Annotated in this window: 17 protein-coding genes; 13 read left to right on the top strand and 4 right to left on the bottom strand. The window is 59.1% G+C overall.

What is annotated here, in order from left to right; translation table 11 throughout:
* From BGIM_RS49855 to BGIM_RS0111035, 10 genes are all read left to right on the top strand, one after another.
* Positions 1 to 881 (top strand): DUF1501 domain-containing protein (locus BGIM_RS49855; RefSeq protein WP_193788968.1); only part of this gene is annotated, 881 nt, incomplete at its 5' end.
* Positions 882 to 1066: 185 nt separating this feature from the next.
* On the top strand, positions 1067 to 1342 hold the full coding sequence (locus tag BGIM_RS68265) for an ArsR/SmtB family transcription factor (RefSeq protein ID WP_157368884.1): 276 nt from the start codon (positions 1067 to 1069) through the stop codon (positions 1340 to 1342).
* 8 nt (positions 1343 to 1350) lie between these two features.
* A complete protein-coding gene (locus BGIM_RS0111080; protein WP_020469847.1) occupies positions 1351 to 2262 on the top strand; it encodes an ABC-three component system protein in 912 nt (303 codons plus the stop codon).
* Positions 2259 to 2504, top strand: a complete 246-nt coding sequence (locus tag BGIM_RS68260; protein WP_020469846.1) for an ABC-three component system middle component 6 — start codon at positions 2259 to 2261, stop codon at positions 2502 to 2504. The genes BGIM_RS0111080 and BGIM_RS68260 overlap by 4 nt, the downstream gene beginning before the upstream one ends.
* Positions 2501 to 4252, top strand: coding sequence for an ABC-three component system protein (locus BGIM_RS0111070; protein WP_020469845.1), 1752 nt, complete (start codon positions 2501 to 2503; stop codon positions 4250 to 4252). Before BGIM_RS68260 ends, BGIM_RS0111070 begins: the two co-directional genes overlap by 4 nt.
* 507 nt (positions 4253 to 4759) lie before the next feature.
* Positions 4760 to 5140, top strand: coding sequence for a YciI family protein (locus BGIM_RS0111060; protein WP_029629939.1), 381 nt, complete (start codon positions 4760 to 4762; stop codon positions 5138 to 5140).
* A 12-nt stretch (positions 5141 to 5152) separates the two neighbouring features.
* On the top strand, positions 5153 to 5740 hold the full coding sequence (locus BGIM_RS0111055) for a dihydrofolate reductase family protein (protein ID WP_020469842.1): 588 nt from the start codon (positions 5153 to 5155) through the stop codon (positions 5738 to 5740).
* A 186-nt stretch (positions 5741 to 5926) separates the two neighbouring features.
* Positions 5927 to 6325 carry a GntR family transcriptional regulator gene (locus BGIM_RS0111045; RefSeq protein ID WP_020469840.1) on the top strand — a complete coding sequence of 133 codons (399 nt, stop codon included), beginning with the start codon at positions 5927 to 5929 and terminating at the stop codon, positions 6323 to 6325.
* On the top strand, positions 6318 to 7196 hold the full coding sequence (locus BGIM_RS0111040; protein WP_020469839.1) for an ABC transporter ATP-binding protein: 879 nt from the start codon (positions 6318 to 6320) through the stop codon (positions 7194 to 7196). Before BGIM_RS0111045 ends, BGIM_RS0111040 begins: the two co-directional genes overlap by 8 nt.
* Positions 7189 to 8631, top strand: a complete 1443-nt coding sequence (locus BGIM_RS0111035; protein ID WP_020469838.1) for a hypothetical protein — start codon at positions 7189 to 7191, stop codon at positions 8629 to 8631. Before BGIM_RS0111040 ends, BGIM_RS0111035 begins: the two co-directional genes overlap by 8 nt.
* A 195-nt stretch (positions 8632 to 8826) precedes the next feature.
* On the opposite strand, the gene BGIM_RS0111030 is transcribed toward BGIM_RS0111035, so the two are convergent.
* Positions 8827 to 10995, bottom strand: coding sequence for a carbon starvation CstA family protein (locus tag BGIM_RS0111030; RefSeq protein WP_020469837.1), 2169 nt, complete (start codon positions 10993 to 10995; stop codon positions 8827 to 8829).
* A 367-nt stretch (positions 10996 to 11362) separates the two neighbouring features.
* Here BGIM_RS0111030 and BGIM_RS0111020 point away from each other — a divergent pair, with 367 nt between their 5' ends.
* Entirely contained in the window at positions 11363 to 12325 is a 963-nt protein-coding gene (locus BGIM_RS0111020; protein WP_020469836.1) for a hypothetical protein, read from the top strand.
* Between the two features lie 115 nt (positions 12326 to 12440).
* Here the strand turns inward: BGIM_RS0111020 and BGIM_RS0111015 are convergent, their stop codons facing one another.
* The gene (locus BGIM_RS0111015; protein WP_157368882.1) at positions 12441 to 13115 is read right to left on the bottom strand and encodes a tetratricopeptide repeat protein; all 675 of its coding nucleotides are present in this window, start codon (positions 13113 to 13115) and stop codon (positions 12441 to 12443) included.
* Positions 13116 to 13464: 349 nt separating this feature from the next.
* On the opposite strand from BGIM_RS0111015, the gene BGIM_RS0111010 reads away from it, so the two are divergent.
* Together BGIM_RS0111010 and BGIM_RS0111005 are read left to right on the top strand one after the other, a co-directional pair.
* Positions 13465 to 14019 carry a hypothetical protein gene (locus BGIM_RS0111010; protein ID WP_020469834.1) on the top strand — a complete coding sequence of 185 codons (555 nt, stop codon included), beginning with the start codon at positions 13465 to 13467 and terminating at the stop codon, positions 14017 to 14019.
* An 88-nt stretch (positions 14020 to 14107) separates the two neighbouring features.
* A complete protein-coding gene (locus tag BGIM_RS0111005; RefSeq protein WP_020469833.1) occupies positions 14108 to 16777 on the top strand; it encodes a WD40 repeat domain-containing protein in 2670 nt (889 codons plus the stop codon).
* A 28-nt stretch (positions 16778 to 16805) separates the two neighbouring features.
* Here BGIM_RS0111005 and BGIM_RS0111000 read toward each other — a convergent pair whose 3' ends face one another.
* Together BGIM_RS0111000 and BGIM_RS49850 are read right to left on the bottom strand one after the other, a co-directional pair.
* Positions 16806 to 17504 carry a leucine-rich repeat domain-containing protein gene (locus BGIM_RS0111000; RefSeq protein WP_020469832.1) on the bottom strand — a complete coding sequence of 233 codons (699 nt, stop codon included), beginning with the start codon at positions 17502 to 17504 and terminating at the stop codon, positions 16806 to 16808.
* Between the two features lie 151 nt (positions 17505 to 17655).
* Positions 17656 to 19832, bottom strand: a 2177-nt coding sequence (locus tag BGIM_RS49850) for a glutamine amidotransferase (protein WP_193788967.1), incomplete at its 5' end; no start/stop codon positions are given.

The following is a 19832-nucleotide window of genomic DNA, read 5'->3' as shown; positions in this document are numbered from 1 at the left end:
ACGGCGGCGGCCAGAACAAGCCCGGCATGGGCGCCATCCTCGCCCGCCATCGCGGCCCGACCACCCCGACCGGTCTGCCGACTTACGTTCGCGGCAACGGCATCCTCGGCGACGGCCCGGCCTGGCTCGGCCGATCCTACGCCCCCTTCGACGTGACCGGCAAAGCCCGCGAGAACATGACGCTTCGCGGCACCCTCGACAAACTGGAAGACCGCAAGGGGCTTCTCCATTCGTTCGACACGTTCGACCGCGACATGGACAAATCCGGCCTCGTCGCCGGGCTGGACAGTTTTGAATCGCAAGCCCTCGACATCGTGGTCGGCAAGGCGAAGGAAATCTTCGACATCAAGAACGAAGACCCGAAGACCCGCGAACGCTACGGCAAGGGCCTCGGCGAGCAACTGTTGCTCGCCCGCCGACTGTGCGAATCCGGCGTCGGCTTCGTGACCGTGAACTTCGGCGGCTGGGACATGCACGGCAAGATCGGCGACGCGATGAAACGCCTCGGCCCGGTCGTGGACAACGCCGTCAGCGCCTTCGCCCAAGACTGCGCCGAGCGCGGCCTGAGCGAAAACATCCTCTTGGTGGTGACCGGCGAATTCGGCCGCACCCCGCGCATCAACAATAACGCCGGCCGCGACCACTGGGCGCCCCTCTCCACGCTGGCCCTCTCCGGCGGCGGCCTCAAAATGGGCCAAACCGTCGGCGAATCAACGGCCAAGGCCGAAGTCCCCAAGTCCAAACCCGTCGGCCCCCAAGACCTGATGGCGACGGTCTTCCACGTCCTCGGCCTCCCCGCCGATCTCCACTACACCGACCCCACCGGCCGCCCCGTCCCCATGCTCGACGGCGGCAAAGCGGTGCCGGAACTGGTGGGGTGAGGGTGATTCACCGCCGGGACGCGGATTAGATATTGGCGTCCCGATTTGATTTCTGGATTTTGTGAATTGGCTTATTTTCAGGGATTTTGAGATTTCCACGAGGCGACTCAGTTATTGTCGCTGCGATACGGAAAACCCATGTTTGGGACATACCCGATTCAATCAACTTCTGATAGACTTGATGGATGGGAATCGAATCCCCAACGTACGACTACTCGCTGCAAATAGGTCAGCGCTTGATGAATTTGCTGGGGCTGATCGAGAGGGCAGAGCATTCAACCAAAACTCTTGCCTTAGCATTGGGTGTCTCCGAACCAACCATATCGAGGTGTCTCGCCGTGCTACGCAGACACGGTTACGAGATTCGTTCCCGTCGTAACGGACGTAATTGGTGCTACGTTCTGGCGGGAACGCCAACCAAGGCGGTTCCCGTTGTCCGACCCCGAAACGACCATGATTGAGAACAACGGTGGACCAGTTAACGCGGGCGTTCTATGAATTGAAGTTTCGCAATGCTTTCCTTGAAAATCGAGGAGAGGCGTTCCAAGATTTGTTCTCGTCGATCATGGAAAATAGGTATCCCGGCGATTTCATTCGCACACGGCCTTGGGGAAATCAAGGGGATCGGAAGAACGACGGCTATGTCCGCTCCATGCGGACGCTATTTCAAGTCTACGCACCGAATGAACTCAGTGAATCGATCACGTTAGCCAAGATCGACGAAGACTTTCAGGGAGCGATCCCCTTCTGGAGGGCGCATTTCGACCAATGGGTTTTTGTTCACAATTCGGCGATTGGCCTTGGCCCTGGCGTTGAGCGCAAGCTATTGGATTTAGACAGTGGCAACCAAAACATCCGCGTGCGATCTTGGGGCTTTGAAGAGTTACGACGGGTTGTGTTTGAACTCGGCATCTCGGAACTAATCTCACTACTAGGTCCGATCCCATCCCGAACGGACCTAGTCAATGTTCAGTTTCCCGAAGTGGAGATGGTTCTTCGGACTTTGGAAAATCGGCCTACACCGCTGAGCGACGAAATTCAGCCCGTTCCACCTCGGAAGCTGGAAGCCAATTCGCTTTCCGATGCCGTGGTACTGCTTCTGAAAGCCGGGCTGGGTTCAAGCAACAAGGTTCGGGACTATTTCAACAAGTACTATGATCCGAAACTCGGCGATCGGGTTGCACAAGCATTCCGTGGCGAGTACGAGTCGTTACGGAATGCCCGACTCTCACCCGATGACATCTTTGTTCGACTCCAACTCATCGGGAACGGAACAACTCTCGCCTCGCCTTCGCGTCAGGCAGCCACTCTGACTGTGCTGGCTTATTTGTTTGAGGAATGCGAGATCTTTGAGCGGCCTCCCGAGGAGGCTGTACCATGATCCTTCCTACCAAACGACTCAGTCAGGATCGATCACTTTTGTACGTTGGAGCGGAAATACTCCGATTGCTGGACGAACCAAAAACGGTTTCCCGGATTTGGCAGGAATTGCAGTCCGCGCGGTCGGCTCAGTCTGAACTCACTTCTTTGACTTACGATTGGTTCGTACTCTCGCTCGATCTGTTGTTTCTGATACATGCGATCAGAAACGAGCGAGGAAGACTTGAGAAGGCGGCGTTATGATTCACCGAATCTATAGCGACCTTGGAGGTTTCAAGGAGTTAACCTTTCGCGAAGGTCTTAACCTTGTGCTCGCGGATAAAAGTCCGGGGGCAACGGATCGACAAACACGCAACGGGGCGGGAAAATCCAGCTTCGTCGAACTTCTCCATTTCCTGATGGGTGGCAACTGTCACCCCGATTCCATTTTCCGTGTGCCGGAGTTGATTGCCGCATCGTTTGGCCTCGATTTTGACCTCGGTGAGCGCCGTGTCGCCGTGGAACGAAGCGGCACCAGTCCCAGTAAAATCATCGTTGCCGGTGGCGCGACGGAATATTGGCCCGTGGCACCGAAGCGGGAGCGTGGCTCCAGCCGATTGACGATTTCAAACACAAACTGGAAGTCCGTTCTTGCTCAGTTGATGTTCGGTCTCGCGGATGACGAAGATGAGGATTCCACGAAGTTCTCCCCGACGTTCCGTTCGTTATTTGCGTACTTCGCACGCCGTCAGTCGGCACAGGGCTTCACATCGGCGTTTCAACAGTCGGGGAAACAACTGCCGTGGGATCAGCAGGTCGCTGTCTCGTACCTCTTGGGATTGGATTGGAGCATCCCGCAAGGTTGGCAAGTCGTTCGGGAAAAAGAAAAAGGGCTGGAGGCGATTCGCAAAGCCGGGGCACAAGGTGTTTTCGGCGACCTGGTAGGCAAGGCCGCTGAATTGCAAACCCAACTCACTCTGCTTGAAGATCGTCATCGGCAAGCGATCGAGCGGGTGAATAGTTTCCGTGTTCTCCCTCAGTATCGGGATTTGGAACGCGAAGCGTCGGAGCTTACTCGGCGTCTCAATGACTTGGCCAATGAAAATGCTCTTGATCGGCAACTCCTCGCGGAACTCGAAAAATCCATCGAATCAGAGACGCCGCCACTGTTGACCGATCTGAACCAACTTTACCAAGAGGCGGGCGTTTCGCTGCCGGGCGTTGCGTTGCGTCGGTACGATGAGGTTCAACGATTCCACGAATCCGTGATCGCCAACCGTCGTTCGTATTTGCAGCAGGAACAGCAAGACACCCAGCGCCGAATTGCAGAGCGAGAGCGAGAGAAAGGCGAACGGGACAATCGGCGAGCTGAAATCCTTAACTTACTCAAGACACACGGAGCGTTGGAACAATTCACACTCCTTCAAAATGAAGTCACACGCTTGGGCGCCGAGGTCGAAGGACTCCGGCAACGGCTCAAAACAGCAGAAGATTTGGAGAGTGGCAAGACGGAACTAGATCTCGAACGCGGTCGTTTGCTGGTGCGGCTTCGGCAGGACTACCACGAACAAAAAGACCGCATTAAAGCAGCGGTGCTCGCCTTCGGTGAAATCTCCGAAGCCCTGTATGAAAGCCCTGGAAGTCTGACGATCAGCCCGGAATCGAACGGCCCCAAATTCGACGTGAACATTCATGCCGCCAAGAGCAAGGGAATTGGCAATATGCAGATCTTCTGCTTCGACATGATGATTGCACGTCTGTGTGGCGAACGCGGTATCGGACCGGGTTTCCTTGTTCATGACAGCCACTTATTTGATGGCGTCGATGAACGGCAGGTTGCCAAGGCACTGGCCATCGGAGCGGATACCGCCAGGAGAATTGGCTGGCAATACATCGTAACCATGAACTCGGACGCTGTGCCATCAGAGTTCGATCCAACCCCATATATCATTCAACCACGGCTAACTGACGCAACTGAAACCGGCGGGCTTTTCGGTGTGCGATTTGGGTGACAGGGTTTCTTGTTTGTGCCAGAAAAATACGTACGAATTTCTGACATAAGCAAGGCCCGGAATCAGACAGATTAGCCCTCTCTGCTGGATGAATTCTCCGAAAATAAAATAACAAGTTGCGGTCAATGGCGGCCGCTTGACTTCTCGGAGATCGCCTGATGCAACCCAATTTCTCAACCCCGGACACTCGCGGCGAAAAGTTCAATTGCCATCGTGTCGCACCAATTTGCCACGCAAATAGTGAAGGGAAAGGGAAAAGCAGAAACACTTGCCAATCGTCCTCTCTCCTCGGTTTGCTCTCCACTCTCTTCCGCAGGGAATTCACTTTTGAAAAGCGGCTTACTTATCAAAAGCCCGTCGATTTCTTTGCCGCCTTTTTTGAGAAATCTTGTTCCGGATGTCGATTTTGCCCCGACCCGTTCGACATCTAGGGGGAGCGCCCGGCGAATCTGTTTGCCGGGCGGGTTCCAAGGGGAAGCGCGTCTTGCGCGCAAGTGGGGGCGGAGCATGAGAGTCATGGTGATCGGCAAGGCCAGCAAGGACACCGAAGCCGGGGTAATGCCGACCGCGCAAGCGTGGGAGGAGATGGAGAAATACCAGGAGGAACTGGCCAAGGCGGGAATCGTGCTTGCCGGAGAAGGATTGCTCCCCAGCTCGAAAGGCGTTCGTATTCGCCAATCCGGCAAGGACCGTATTGTCACGGACGGCCCGTTTGCCGAAACCAAGGAACTGATCGCCGGCTACTCGATTTGGCAGGTGAAATCGATGGAAGAGGCCATCGCCTGGGCCAAGCGATGCCCGATGGCCGATGACTCCGAAATCGAGATTCGCCCCCTTTTCTCTTATTCGCCCGAAGAAGTGAGCGAGATCGTCTCCCAAGCCAAATAAGAAAGATTTCAAATGAGAAAGCTGAAGCTCATCGAACATATCTCGCTGGACGGCGTGATCCAGGCGGGTTCGGACAAAGACGGCGGCTTCCCGTATGGCGATTGGACTGCACCGTATCGGACTCCGGCCGGGCTGGCGATGGTCCTTGCGGAATATGGCGAGCGTTACGATCTGCTGCTTGGCCGGCGGACCTATGATCTGTGGTCGGTTTTTTGGCCGAAGGCGCCGAGCAGTCCGATGGCGGACCGCCTGAATGCTGCGGCGAAATATGTCGTCACCCATCGGCCGGAGAGTCTGGAATGGGGGCCGTTCGAGGGCGTCGGGCCGGATCTTGTGGAGGGCGTTCGCGCCATCAAGGCGAAAGACGGCCCGGATCTGATCCTCTCGGGCAGTTCGACGCTGACTTCAACACTGCTTGAGCATGGCCTTGCGGATGAGGCGCTTCTGCTCGTCTATCCTGTCCTGATGGGCGCCGGGAAACGCTTTTTCGCGGAGGGAACCCCGGCTCGCACCCTTGTGTTCCAAAGCACGAAAACGTCGCCGACGGGCATCCTCCTCAACTCCTACAAGGTCGCCGGACCTTTGCCGAAACTGGGATAAAGACAGTCATTTTCCATCCGGCAGCCGGCCGGTCAATCGCCGCAAACGATTCCCGCACGCCGGCGCCGGTCGCCAAAAATTCTTCACCATTTCAAGCATCCGATGATTGGCGGCGCAATCGGCGCCAAGCAAAAAATCCAAACATCGGCCTTGACAGCATTAGTGTATTACTTAAATAATACACTAATGCAACCCGGTGCTTCTTACTTTCAGGTCAATCCCTCCTCCGGCGTGCCGATCTATCGGCAGTTGATGGATCAAGTCCGCGCGCTCGTCGCCAGCGGGCGGCTGGTGGAGGGGGACTTGCTCCCGTCCGTGCGGCAGGTCGCCCAAGACCTGCAAGTCAACCAAATGACTGTGTCCAAGGCGTATTCGCTACTGGAACACGACGGGGTCGTCGAGCGAGTGCGCGGGCAGGGGATGCGCGTCAACCATCAATCGCCCAAGGGAACGGTCAAAGAGCGACAGGCCGAGTTGCGGCCGCTGTTGGAGCAGGTGGCCGCCCAAGCGTATCAGTTGGCGCTGACGCGGGAACAAGTGCTGGCGGCCCTCGCCCCTCTGTTAAAGGAACGCGGCAATGAGTGAAACGATGCTCGATCTGCGCGGAGTTTCAAAAAGCTTCGGGCAAAAACTTGTGCTCAATGAAGTCGATCTGACGTTGCCCGCAGGGTCGGTCTTGGGTCTTGTTGGCAAGAACGGCGGCGGCAAGACGACGCTGCTCAAATGCGCGTTGGGCCTGCAACGCCCTCAGCACGGCGACATCCGCATTTTGGGCGAACCGGCTTGGGAACTCAGCGCCACGGGCAAGGAACGGCTCGGATACGTGCCGCAGAAAATCGACCTCTATCCTTGGATGAAGATCCGGCAGATCACCGCTTACACCGGGGCTTTCTATCCCAAGTGGAACAAGACGCTTGTCGAACGGTTGTTACGCGAATGGGAGTTGAACCCGGAAGATCGCGTCGGGCCGTTGTCGGTTGGCCAGACGCAAAAACTGGCCATCATTCTGGCTCTCGGTCATGAGCCGGATCTGCTGGTCCTCGACGAGCCGGCCGCCAGTCTGGACCCCGTGGCGAGGCGGCAGTTCTTGGAAACGTTGCTCGACATGGTCGGCGAGCGCACGGTGCTTTTCTCAACGCACATCACATCGGACTTGGAACGCGTCGCCGATCGTGTCGCGGTTCTCAAGGACGGCAAGATCATCTACAGCGGAGAACTGGATGCGTTGAAAGACAGCGTGAAGCGGCTGCATGTCCGGGCGGCCTTGCCTTTGCCGAACGATGCGTTCCACATGCCCGGCCTGTTGCATGCGAAGGTGACCGGCAACGAGGCGGTGGTGAGCGTGCGGGACTTCACGCCGGATTTGCCCGAACAAATCGCCCGACAGTGGTCGGCTTCCGTGACGGCGCAGGATCTCAATCTTGAGGACATTTTCCTGGAGCTGCATCATGGATGATTACCTGCGGATTGCCAGAGCCTACCTGCGAGGAACAGCGGCGGCCGTGTGGGGCTTCATGTTCCTCTGCCTCCTGACCTTCGACATCGCGGAGGCTGTTTCCGCATTCGATGGAGAGCCCGTGCGCAGCCAAGGCAGCTTCTTGGCGGGGGTCCTTTCGAGAAAATCATATCTGGCCATGTTTGCGTACTTCAATGCTTGTGTGTTAGGCGTCCTTCTCAGGGACAACATCGCCCGCCCGTGGGCGTCCGTGCTGCCGCATTATCGCCAGAAGCACCTTGTGGTCGCCGCACTCATCGCCTTGCTTTTTCTGGCGATCCCGATGTTCGCGATGGAGTTTGTGGGAACAAGCGACATCGCGCCGACGAGCGTGGCCGTGATCTTCCTGACTTGTCTGGCGGCCGGATTGTGGACATTCCATCATCCGGTCATGGGCATTCTGACTCTCCCCTTTCTGATCTTTGTCATGACGCTCTCTTCCCCAGACTCCGGCCTCGCGCGCTTCCTCGCGGGCGCAATCCCGATTGTCTCCGCCGCTTTGATAATCATGAGTCTGGCGGCGCTCGGGGCCTTTGTCTGGCGGCTGTTGGCGTTAAATGAAGAAATGTTGGAGTATAAGGCCGCTCGCGTGTGGGGCAATTTTTTCCGCGGGGGAAGCCAGTCATTCCAAGGGCGGATCGATGACTATCTCGCCGCTTTGCCGGGTGACAAACGAGCCACTTTTCAGAATTTCGACTGGCAAAAAAATCCGTTTGCCAACCTGAGACAAATCGACAATCTCTCCGGGCACGGTGAGCGAAATCTATGGCAACGTTTACAGTTATGGCGGCTTGGGACCGCTCCGACGCATGCTTTCGCGTCCGTGGGCTGGCTTGTTTTAATCACGTTCATCATGATGTCGGCATTGCTGTATCCGCAATTGCTTCCAGCCAGGAACATGGTGGTGATATTTTCAGTTCAAGTGATGATGAATCCCTTCAGCATTTGGCTTTTCTGGTTCATGCGCCGGCGTCGTCTGGGTTATGAGTCTTTGCGGCCGCGAACGCGATCGGAATTCATTCGAGAGCTTGGTCTGGCGTTCTTGCGAGACATCATCCAATGCTGGCTCGGAGGCGTTCTGTTGATGGGAATATCCGCAGCCATCTGGGCTCCGGAACTCTTGGAAGTCAAAAATCTCATCTTGTTTGTTTTCTGCACGGGAGCGGGCCAGCTTTGTGTGTACGCCATGGGAATCTGGTCCTTGAAACAAGGAATCGTGTCAAGCGTCTCATGGGCGTTTGGCGCATTCATGGTGATGGCGCAATGGATGATCTGGGTGATGGACGGCAGCATCGGCCTCGAAGCCAATGTGGCGACCGCGTCGGTTCTGATGGCGGCAAGCGTGGCCGCAATCGCGATGGCTTATCGCCGCTGGCTCCGGGCGGATTTGGATTAATGCGAAATCAAGCAGCAACATTTGCAAATAATCCCAAGAGCCCCACTGCGTCAGCGGTGGGGGTGGCTTCCAGAGTGTGACGGTCACCCCCACCGCTGACGCAGTGGGGCTCTTGAATATCCCACACAAGATGCTTGTTGAATTTGCATTAAGAATGCTGTGTGCGGGCGAACAGTGAGCGTTGCCGCCCATCGTTCATTTCCCGAGGGCCACCCGCAGGCATTTCACCATCGACATCGTCACCAAGGTCACAATCGAGGCGATCACGAACAACACCAAGATCAGGTTGTAAGAGGTAAGCTGTCCTTTCGAGATCATGATCGTGCCGGCGCTCAGGGTGGTGGACATCACGAAGAGCATCGGGGGCACCGTCACGAAGGCGTATCGGCCCCGGCCGGAGTTGACGAGCCACACGGTCACGAGGGCGAGGGCCAGCACGGCCAGCAGTTGGTTGGCAATGCCGAACATCGGCCAGATGGTGCCGATCTGCCCGCTCCAGACGAGGGCGCCCCAGCCGAAGGTCACGAGGCCGGTCGCCAGCATGGCAGCGGGGAGGAAGTCCGTCTGGCCGAGTTTCGGGTGGATTTTGCCGAGGGCCTCCTGACACAGATAGCGGGCGATGCGGGTGCCGGCGTCGATAGTCGTCAGGATGAACAGGGCCTCGAACATGATGGCGAAGTGATACCAATACTTCATCCACGCCTTCATCTGGCCGTCGGCGAAGTCGAACGCATCGGTGAGAATCATCGCCATGCTCACGGCCAGCGTCACCGCCCCGCCGGTGCGGCCCCGGAGGGATTCGCCGCCGACGCTTTCCTCCACCTCGGCCAAATTCATGTGTTGCAGGTTACCGGTTCCGGCTTTCAGGATCTTGTCCTTCGCGGCCGGTTCGGCATTCAAGTCGGCATACATCGCGTCGAGTTTCCCTTGGAACTCAGGCACTTTCTCCACATCCACATTGATCGCGTAATACAACTCCGGCGGCATCGCGGCGGCGGCGATCAGGGCGACCACGCCGACCAGACCCTCCATCAGCATCGCCCCGTAGCCGATCATGCGTACATGCGATTCCTTCTCGATCATCTTCGGCGTCGTTCCGGAAGACACCAGCGAATGGAACCCGGAGATGGCGCCGCACATCACGCAGATAAACACGAAGGGGAAGAGGCCCCCCCGGAAGGTCGGGCCGCCCTCAATGAAAGTCTGGTTGATCGGTGGGTGCAACAGCGACGGGTTGGCGACGATCACGCCGACCACCAACAGGGCGATGGTGCCGATCTTCATGAAGCTGGAAATGTAATCGCGCGGCGTCAACAACACCCACACCGGCAACACGGCCGCGATGAAGCCATAGACACACAACACGATGATGGTGTTTTCCCGCGAAAGGGAGAAATATTGCCCCAGCGGCGAACCGGGAATCGACGCCCCGAGGATGACGGCCCCGAGTGTCAGCGCCCCGCCGATGATTGATGCCTCGATCACCCGTCCCTTGCGGAAGCGATACATGTACCAGCCGACAAACAACGCGATGGGAATGGTCGCCGCAATGGTGAACGTCCCCCACGAACTGCCGGGGACGATCTGCACGCAGCCTTTGGGGAGGATATATTCGAGTCCGCCATCGCCGGGCAGGGTGTTCGGCGAGGCGGCTTTTTCATCCGGCACACGGACGCGGAATGATTCGGAGCGTTTGGATTCTTCCATTCCGGCCTGATAACGCACCAGACAGCCGCCGGGGAATTGCAACTCGGCCTTGCCCCCCGGCAGGACGGTGACGGACGCCGGTTCCGGGCTGCGAATGCTCATGGCCGCCGGGAGTTTGGCTTCTTCGCCGCCGAGCGCTTTCACAATCACAAATGCCAGTCCCGCGAGGGCGACCACCACGATCACCAGAATCGCCAGCGAGGCGATCAACGAAGCCTCTTTGCCCAACTCGGCCCTCGCGAGTTCCGCCAGCGATTTCCCGCCGCGACGGACGGAGGCGGCCATCACCAGCATGTCTTGCACGGCCCCGGCGAGGCAGACGCCGACCAGCAACCAGATGAGGCCGGGAGCGTAACCATATTGAATGGCCAGCACCGGACCGATCAGCGGCCCGGCTCCGGAGATGGCGGCAAAGTGGTGGCCGAACAACACCCATTTGTTGGTGGGGTGATAGTTCTGCCCGTCGTTGAACTTGTGGGCGGGCGTCTCCCGCAGGTCGTCGAGGACGGCCACCTTCGCGGCCAGAAACGCTGAGTAAAAGCGATAAGCGATCGCCAGCACGCACAACACGCCGACCATCACCGGCATGGCCCGCAACAGCGTTCGCCCGCTGGCGGCATCAATTTCAAAGAACAGGGAGGCGAGGAGAGAATTCATCGCGGGGTTTCCAAAGATCGCAGGTTTGCCAAATGCGAAAACAACCTCACCCCCCGGCCCCCTCTCCTAAAAGAGAGGGGGAGCAAGAAGGGATGAGTCTTCTTCCCGTCGGCCAACCTTTCGAGGCTGACAGATCTGTCAGCCTCGAAAGGCTGGCCTACTTGATAGCGGCTTTCGCCCTCTTGCTCCCCCTTCCCTCTTAGGGAAGGGGGACGGGGGGTTAGGTTGTCTTCCCAACCCCCTCCGCCAACTGTTTCCGCAATCAATCTATCACTTCGCGGCCGGATGGTGTTTCGGAAAACCCCACCCGGTCATACACTTTGGATAGACCCTGCCTCCCAAATCCGGCCAATTCCGGGGAACAATCATGATTCGTGTGTTGATGTGGGCGATTCTCGCGGCAATCATGCCCGCCCTGTGCGCTTCCGCGCAAGACAAAAAAATCACGCCCGAGATGCAGAAGAAGACGGCCGAGGAGGCCATGAAGGCGGCGAAGGTCGAGAACGCCACCGTCGTCGAGTCGCCCAGCCTCATCCTTTCCTCCGGCTTGCCGGAGGCAAAAGCCAAGCAACTGGTCGCCAGCATGGAGAAGGTGTTCAACCTTTCCCGCAAGGCGCTGCGATACGAGGACAACACGAAGGACGACCCGAAGATGATGATCTACGCTTTCGGGGACATCGACGTGTTTCGCGGCTATGTCCGCAGCGTGTTGAAACGCTCCCCGGACAAGGACGACGTGACGGCCGTGGAATACAAGGGGGACATCCCCGTGATCGCCGTCTCGGCCCGGCGCGGCGACTCGAACCCCAACTACGACAGCATGGTGGCCGGGGAAATCACCGGGTTGTTGCTGGCCAAGCGGAATCCCAACGCGAAGATCGACAGTTGGATGCGCGACGGCTTCCAAAAGGCCGTCATGTCCCGCATTGACACCAAGGTGGGCGCGGCCGAGAAGGCCAAGGTGCGGTCGATGGTCAAGCCGCTCCCCAAGGGAGCCAAGATCCCGTGGGACGCGAAGACCATCGCCGAAAAAGCGTGGGGCGAACCCAGCATCGAACGGGATGCCGTCGCCATGAGCCTGATGGAGTTCTTCACCTTCGGCGCCGGCGGTCCCAAGCTGTCGAACCTGCTGCAAGGACTGGCCCCCTCCGAAGATGTCCGGATGCCCACCTTCCAGACCGCCCTCAAGGGCATCGAATTCAAGGAAGTCAAAGAATCGGCCAAGACCCCGCCGCCGAGCGACACGGAAATGAAGGAAAACGATGCCGCCAACCTGGAACGCGCCTGGCGGGAATGGGTGTCCAAGGGCAGCCCGACGATGGTGAAATAAACCGGGGAGAAGCGAAGAGCCGCCGCAAAGACGCCAAGGTCACGCAGCGTTCCACAAAGAAAATGGTGGAACGTTGCGTGACCTTGGCGTCTTTGTGGTTGCTCTTCGCTTCGTTTTACTTGTCGCTCTTCGTCTGCTTCAGCACGGCGTCCAATGTGCGGGCGGTTTCGTCGATCAAGGGCTTGTTCCCGTCGGCGACGGCTTCGCGGTATTGCCGGGCGGCTTCCCAGAGAACCTTCAACTGAATCGCCGACAGATCCGGGGCGACGGGGTCTTTTTCCGCGAACGGCGGCTCGGCCGTTTGGGTGTCCCCAAAGCGGGTGACGGTGGTTTGCGTCAGCCGTTTTTCGGCGTTCTGGGCGTATTCGCTGCCCGGCGACAGTTCAATGGTCGTCCGGTACATCTTGCGGGCCGAGGCGGCGTCGCAGGATTTGAACAGCAACTCGGCCATGTTGTACGCGGCCTTGGCCCGTTCAATTTGCTGTTTCGGTTCGGCGGCCACACCGGACACTTGCCGGATCTGGCTGTCCCCTTGGGTCAGCGCGGCGGCAAAGTTGCCAACGGCCGTCGGCAATTCATGCCGGCCCGGCTTGGCGTCGAGAATGGCGGCCGGCAGCGGCTTCGGCTCGCCGGGCTTGGCGCCGCGTTGAAAGTGTTCCTGTTCGAGCGGCGTGGGAACCTTGCCATCCACCATTGGATTGGCCGGGAGTTCGGGCGGTTTGGCCGTCAGGGGCGCGCCAGCCATCACCAGGCCGGCAACTGTCCAACCGCAAAGCATGCGTCGTGTCATGGTGGGATCCTTCCCGTAAGCGCGGTCCCATCCATGAGACTGCGTGTCGGGCAGAATAACCGCCCGTCGCGTTTACGCAAGACCAAACCGGGATGTTGAACAAGGCGGCAAAGATCGGTTCAATGTGAGATTTAAGTCTGGTGGCAATTGATGGTTGCCGTGTGGAGCAGATTTTTCCTGTCAGGGCATAGTTAGTTTCACTCTGACACAAAAACTTCAAAATTTCCCTGGCAAGTTTTCCGGATCACCCAGATATGATTTAACCGCAGACAACATTCTAATCAACGACCGGAACCCCCCTCACTCACCCGGTCGACTTGGAGAGTTTTTCCGTTTGGAGAGTGTTTCCGTGAGCAACCTGAGCATCACCTCGTCCTATTACTCCATCACCGCGACCTCGAACGTCTCGACATCCAAAACGGGCGCCGCCTGCCAGACCTCGGGCGCCTCTTCCGCCGCCGGCGCCAGCCAGACCGGGGACACCCAAACCATCTCCCCGGCCGGGCAGTTGTTCAGCGATTTGCAAGCCTTGCAACAATCGGACCCGACCAAGTTCAAGGACATCCTTTCCGACATCGCCAACAAGATCGGCGGCCTCGCGTCGTCGAGCGACAGTTCCTCGCCCGAATCCAAAATATTGACGGATATTTCCTCGGCCCTGCAAAATGTCGCGGACACCGGCGACGTCAGCCAGTTGCTTCCCAAGGGGGGCAAGCACCACGGCCACCACGCTCAACAAGCCTCGGGCGCCCAGCAAACCAACCTGCTGCAATTGCTCAACAGCACCTCCCAGACATCCTCCTCGTCCGACACCTCCGGCACGTCCTTTCAGGACTTGCTGAACTCGCTGGTTCAATCCGTGAGCCAGGCCGCCAACAGTTCGATTACGTCCTCTCTGGCGTGATGCGGAAAATGATGCCGAAACGCTGACGGCCAACGATCCTTCGCCGTGAGGGGGCATACAATGCCTCCCTCGACACGGAGGTTTCGGCATGCTCGCACGTCCGTCCGTTGTGCCGCTGATTATTGTCTTTCTTTTTTCATCCACCGTTCTGGCGGAACCCGGCCCGCCGCCGCGCGAAGTTCGGTTCGACCGCAATGGTTATCCCCTCCCGGCCGGCGCGGTCGCCCGGATCGGCGTGCCTTGTCCGCTGGCCGACTTCCCCGAGGACATCGCCTGGGCGGACGATGGCAAGCGTCTGGTTCTCGTCGGTTGGAATTTCATCAGCACGTTCGACGCCGATACCGGACGGATGATCGACACCAAGATCATCGGCCAGTTAGATCCGCAGGAACGCCCTTGGTCGATTCCCAACGCATCAACCCGTTTGTTGTCGCATGATGGCCGTCTCTTGGTCCGGATCGACAACGGCGATGGCTCGCTCATCGAGGCATGTTCCGGCGACCATTTTCAGCCAATTCAACTGCCGGTGCCAACGACTTTTGACAAAACATTTTCGTGCCAAAGTCATTCCCTGACGCTGTCAGCCGATGGCCGGTTTCTGGCCGGGGTGGCCTCGACTTACGAACCAAGCCGGATACGGAGCCTCGATGCCAAGCCCGGCCCGGTCTGGCGACTCGACCTCGCCAGCGGGAAGCATGTTCAAATCGGAGGGCGCACCGATGTGTTCAGCGTGATGCTGGCTCCGGCCGGCACGCATGCCTTCGGTGTCACACGGGTGGACGCGGACATGCTTGTCCGCTGGGACTTGAAGACGGGCTGGGAGGAGTGGTCGCTGCCGCTGGACCGGCCGATGACCATCCAAGCCGTCTCCCGCGATGGCCGGCGCGTGGCGGTGGCCGGCAAGGGCAAACTCCAAGTGTTTGACGCCGAGACGCCGAAACTTCTGTTCGACATGCTGCACCAATATGAACCGTGGGACGGCCACGGGTCGATGGCCTTCAGCCCGGATGGCCGGCTGTTGGCGCTGACCGGCAAAGAAGTGATCGTCCGGGAACTGGCTGGCGGAAAAATTCTCCACAGATTTCCGCACCCCGCCTCGCTGGTTTCCTTCTCGCCGGACGGCCGTTCGTTGGTGACCGCCGGTTTGTGGGTTCAACGATGGGACTTGGCGACGGGTCGGCCGAAATACCCGGAGCCGAGAAACGGGCATGCGTATTTGAGCGCCTCCCATCTTCGCTGGTCTGCGGACGGAAACCGGCTGTTGGCCGCGTGGACAACAGCCGGGTATGGAACCACCGTCTCTCCCCACGATGCTTTGGAGGTGATGGATTTGGCTTCCCTGTCGCCGTCGTGGCGAATGCCGATCCCCTCGATTCCCTTGGACGTGGCGTTTGACTCGGCCGGCCAGATCGTGCGGGCCTGCACGCGCGATGACCGGCTCCGAATCTGGAACCTCGGCCCGGCGACCTCGGAAGCCATCATCGAGTTGCGGCCTTCGCCGAAGAACAAGCCGCCTCACAGGGACACCCGTTCGGCCGGCTTCTTTCCGGACGGCCGACTTGTCACCGTGAGCATGACCGGGGAAATGACCGTTGACACATATGCTCCCGCCGGCCGGCATCTGCGCCGGACGACAGCCCCTTATCCGAACGTCACCGACGGTTTGCCACAATATCTGCACGCACATCTGACCGGCCATCCCGGAATCGTGCTGGGGCCGCTAAAACGGCCGGCGCCTTCCGGCATCGCCTTCGGGAATCCGCAGGAACCGCCGAAAATCCTGCCATATCCGCGAACAGACGTGGCGACCGGCCGATGGCTTCCGCCGCTGGAGAATCCGTGGACTGGCCGAAATCTTGACACGGACGACCCGTTGGAAGGCGGGGTCGGTCTGATTGGCTTCCACCCGAATGGATACGCTTGGGGAATTCGGCCGTCGGGAGGCGGAATTGTTTGGGACGCCCCGACGGGCCGAGTCGTCGTTCTGATGAAAGAACTTGGCGGCGTTCTCTCGCCGGACGGCCGCTGGGTGGCGGGGAATGCCCGACGGGATTGGGGGATTGATATCCACAAGTTGGACAGCGAAATGCCTGTCGTCCGTGACGGCTTTGTCAACTATCCGCAACCTGTCCCGGTGGCGACGCACGCGGTTCCGCGCCTGCGTCGGCTGGTTTTTTCGCCCGACGGACGGCGGCTGGCGTCGGCTCATGCCGACGGGACCATTTTGCTTTGGGATGTTCCGCGCGTCACTCCCGCCCCGTGGGTTCCGGCCGATGCGGAACGCCTCTGGAACGACCTCGCGGCGGAGGACATGGTCTTGGTCTGGAAAAACCTCTGGCATCTGCTCGATCACCCGGACAAGACAATGGAACTCTTGAACGCCCGCCTTCGGCCGGTGATCCGCCGGGAAGCCGCCATCGGTCTGATCGCCCGGCTCGACAGCCCCCGGTTTGCCGTGCGTGAAGCCGCCTCCCTCGAACTGGCCAGACGGGACGATTGCGTGGAACACGAATTGCGGGCCGCCCTGAAGAAACCCGTTTCGACGGAGCAACAAGAGCGGCTGACTTTGTTGGTGAAAAAACTGGATTCGCGGACTCAGTTGTCGCCCGACATTCTGCGGGCTTTGCGCGGCGTCTGGCTATTGGAACGATTGGGAACACCGGCCGCCCGGCGGCGGTTGACGGAAATCGCCGCCGGCCCTCCCGATGAACGGGTGACGCTTGAGGCGATGGCCGCTCTGGATCGATTGCCGAAATAATAGTGGTTGCCACATCGTCAAATGGTCATCAGTAAGCCGCCGACGGTTGCTCCAGCAAGCGGCCTCCCGTGTGTGGCCGGCCGACGTAGTTTTCCGGCGGGGCGGGCAGGGCGGCCACGCAGGCGTCTGAGCAGGCATAAACAAGCAGGGGAATAATATCCGTGGCAACTCTCAACGAAATCCGACGGAGTTGAGAGCCCTGTTCGGCAAATGGCCCTTGGCAAACCCCGCACACACGCGGCCGGGCCAACTCCAGCGCGTTTGTGTTTGCAAAAGACCGCAAGTTTGGGAAGGGATGGCGAAGTTTGTAGTTCCCATACAGAGCCCGCGTGCTCACGCAACTTTTAGTCAAATGAGCGCATCGGATGATTTCGTAGGGAAACCAATGAAGCCGATATGAGGTGTAAGGAGTGAAATCCTCCAAGGAGGACATTTCTCCGATCTCAGGTGGCAACCGAACCAAGGAACTGCCATAGAGATCCAGTTCCCTCACATGCTTCAGTTTTCCGATGGAAGCCGGAAGTGTCACAAGGCTTTGCCAATCTTCCCACCCCAGCGCCCGGCCGGGGGCAAATTTCTCAATTTTCCCGGCGGCCGCTTCCTCCACAAGATCAAGCAGACGTTTCCAGGCATCCGTGGTTGTGTCTTGGATTTCACCATGGAGAAGAGCCTCGCCGGTTTTGGGCGATTCTTCATCATGGCAATCGCAACGGGTTCTTGCTTTCATCTCAGGCTTCCATTAACAAGCACATCGCCAAGGTGGTTGCTGTTTGAGACGTATGGAGCCGCTTTGGTTCACACTTGTCTGGCGAGGTCCGAAGCGACCGATGAAACCAGTCATCGGCCGGGAAACTGGCGAGCCAATTCCACCTTTTCTGTCAGACCATTCCCCAAGTCCGCCGCAGCGCCCATTCGGTTCCAAGGATGGCAGTGAAGATGACGAGGATCATCGGCAGGAACCAGCGTTGTTGGTCCCGTTTCCATTCGGGGTAGGGTTTCGGTTTCGGCGTGCCGGTCTTCGGAGGGTTCGCCAGCATGTCCTCCAAAAAGCTTGGCAGGCGGTCGGCTCGGCGAACCGTGTCGAGGGCGGTGCCGTTGGTTGTGTTTTCCAAGCTCAGCAAAAACTCCGGGTCGGAGGCCGGGCGGAGCATTTCGTCGGAGATATCCGGGTAGACGACATACCGGGCGATGGCGTCGCCGGTGAGGGGTTCGCCGTTCACATCCTTCCCCTCGCCCCACACCACCACGCGGTATTCGCCGGGTTGTTTGGCCTCGAAGCTGGTCTTCACCCCGCCTTTGGGGTCGCGTTCGGCCTTCTTCGCCTTGGATTTGTCCGGCGTGTCCCCCGGCCCGAGGACTTGATAACGCAGGTCGCTTTCCGGGGCCTCGTCGCCCCGTTTGTCCTTCATGCCCATGCGGATGGTCTGCTGGCCGCTGGCCACCAGTCGCCGATATTCCGGCCGGGCGTAGACGGCCCCCTCGACCTCGTCCTGATGGGCGAGCCAGAGAACCAGTTGCTTCCAAAAGCGAGTGTGCATGTCCCGCGTTTGGAAGCGGTTGGTGGGATCGACCCCAGGTTGCGTCCATAGCCAGGTGTCGGCGACTCCGAAGGCAATTGACCGGCCGCCCCCTCCCTTGCCGCCGAAATCAATGTCCGCCATCAGTGGCGGTCCGTTGATGGCGTTGTTGGCCCGAGCCAGCACTTCGGCCAACGGCTTCAAATCGCCAAGCGGGGAATACCCTTGGAGTTTCCGGTAGTCGCTGTTGAGCAGCGTCCACGCCTCGCGGTTCTTGGCGGCGTCGGCGGTCAGTCGGGTGAGGTAGTGGCGCAACCCCAACTCGGTGGGTTCCATCGTCGTCGGTTCCTTCACCGGGCTGGGCGGGTTGACGGGCAGTTTGACGGGCAGCACCTCGGCAATCGGAGTCTTTGCCCATCCTTCCGCGCCGGGAACGCCGGCCGTGCCACCAAGGGAATAAGCGCCGCCGGTCATCAGGAGGCCGACGCCTTTTTCAAGAACCAGTTCCTTGATCTCTTGCAGGATCGTCGGCCGCACGCTGGTGAGCATCTTGGGACTGACGTCCCCGATGATGATGACATCGTACCGCTGGTCTTTGATCGCGTATTTGGCCGCGTCCTCGGCGGTCCCGGCGGCTTCGCTGGCCCGCACAGTTTCCACATAATCGAAGCGTTTGTCCGTCGCCAGTGCCCGGCGAATCTGTTTTAATTCCCAGCCGTCCTTGCCGAACACCAGCACGCGGACGCCTTCCTTGGTGATGGTCAGATACGTCTCGATCTTGTCGTTTAGCTTCGTGACTTGGTTGAGCGGCGGGTCCACGAGTTCCAGCGACACTCGCACTTCGCCCGGTTTGTCCGGGGCCTTGGTCGTGAGTTCGATTTCGTTGTCAATGGACTTGGCGAGTTCAAATTCCTGCTCGGCCTGCTGAACATCGTCGATCTTCAACCGGACGCGGATCTTGATCCCCTCGAACCCTTGGGCGTTGAGCTTGGCCTTCACCTTGATGTCGGACTTGATGGCCGCCGGAGAGGGGTCCGGGTTGATCGAAGTAATGGCGATGTCTTTTTCGTTGGTGACGGTGGAGGACTGCCCGACCACGAACGTGTAAATGGGGCAGCCAAGCCCCCGCCAGCGGGTCGCCTCCGGAAGGGCGGGTTTCGTGCCGTTGTCCCGGCCGTCGCTGAGGATGACGAGACCGCGAAGGAGGCGTTCCCCCTGATGGCGGTCGTAGAGTTTCGAGAGCATGGCGCCGAACTCGGTGCGCTTCCCCTCGGGTTTGGTCTCCGGGGTGAACTTGTCGCGGTCGGCGTCGAAATCCTTCGAGAACTGGTATTGGTAAATGGTGACTTGCTGGTCGTTCTGAAGCTGGTCGAACAGCGGCCTCGATTTTTCGAGGGCGCGCATAATCGTTTCCCAGCGGGTGTAATTCGCCTCGTCCTTGATGCTCATGCTCTCGGACGAATCGACGACCACAATCAGCGTGCTGGGAACTTTCGGAATTTCCGTGATGGCGGCCGCCGGCCGGATGGCCGTGAGGA

The sequence above is a fragment of the Zavarzinella formosa DSM 19928 genome, from assembly GCF_000255705.1.
In the GTDB taxonomy this organism is placed as follows: Bacteria; Planctomycetota; Planctomycetia; order Gemmatales; family Gemmataceae; genus Zavarzinella; species Zavarzinella formosa.
This window is presented reverse-complemented; position numbering and strand designations above follow the sequence as displayed.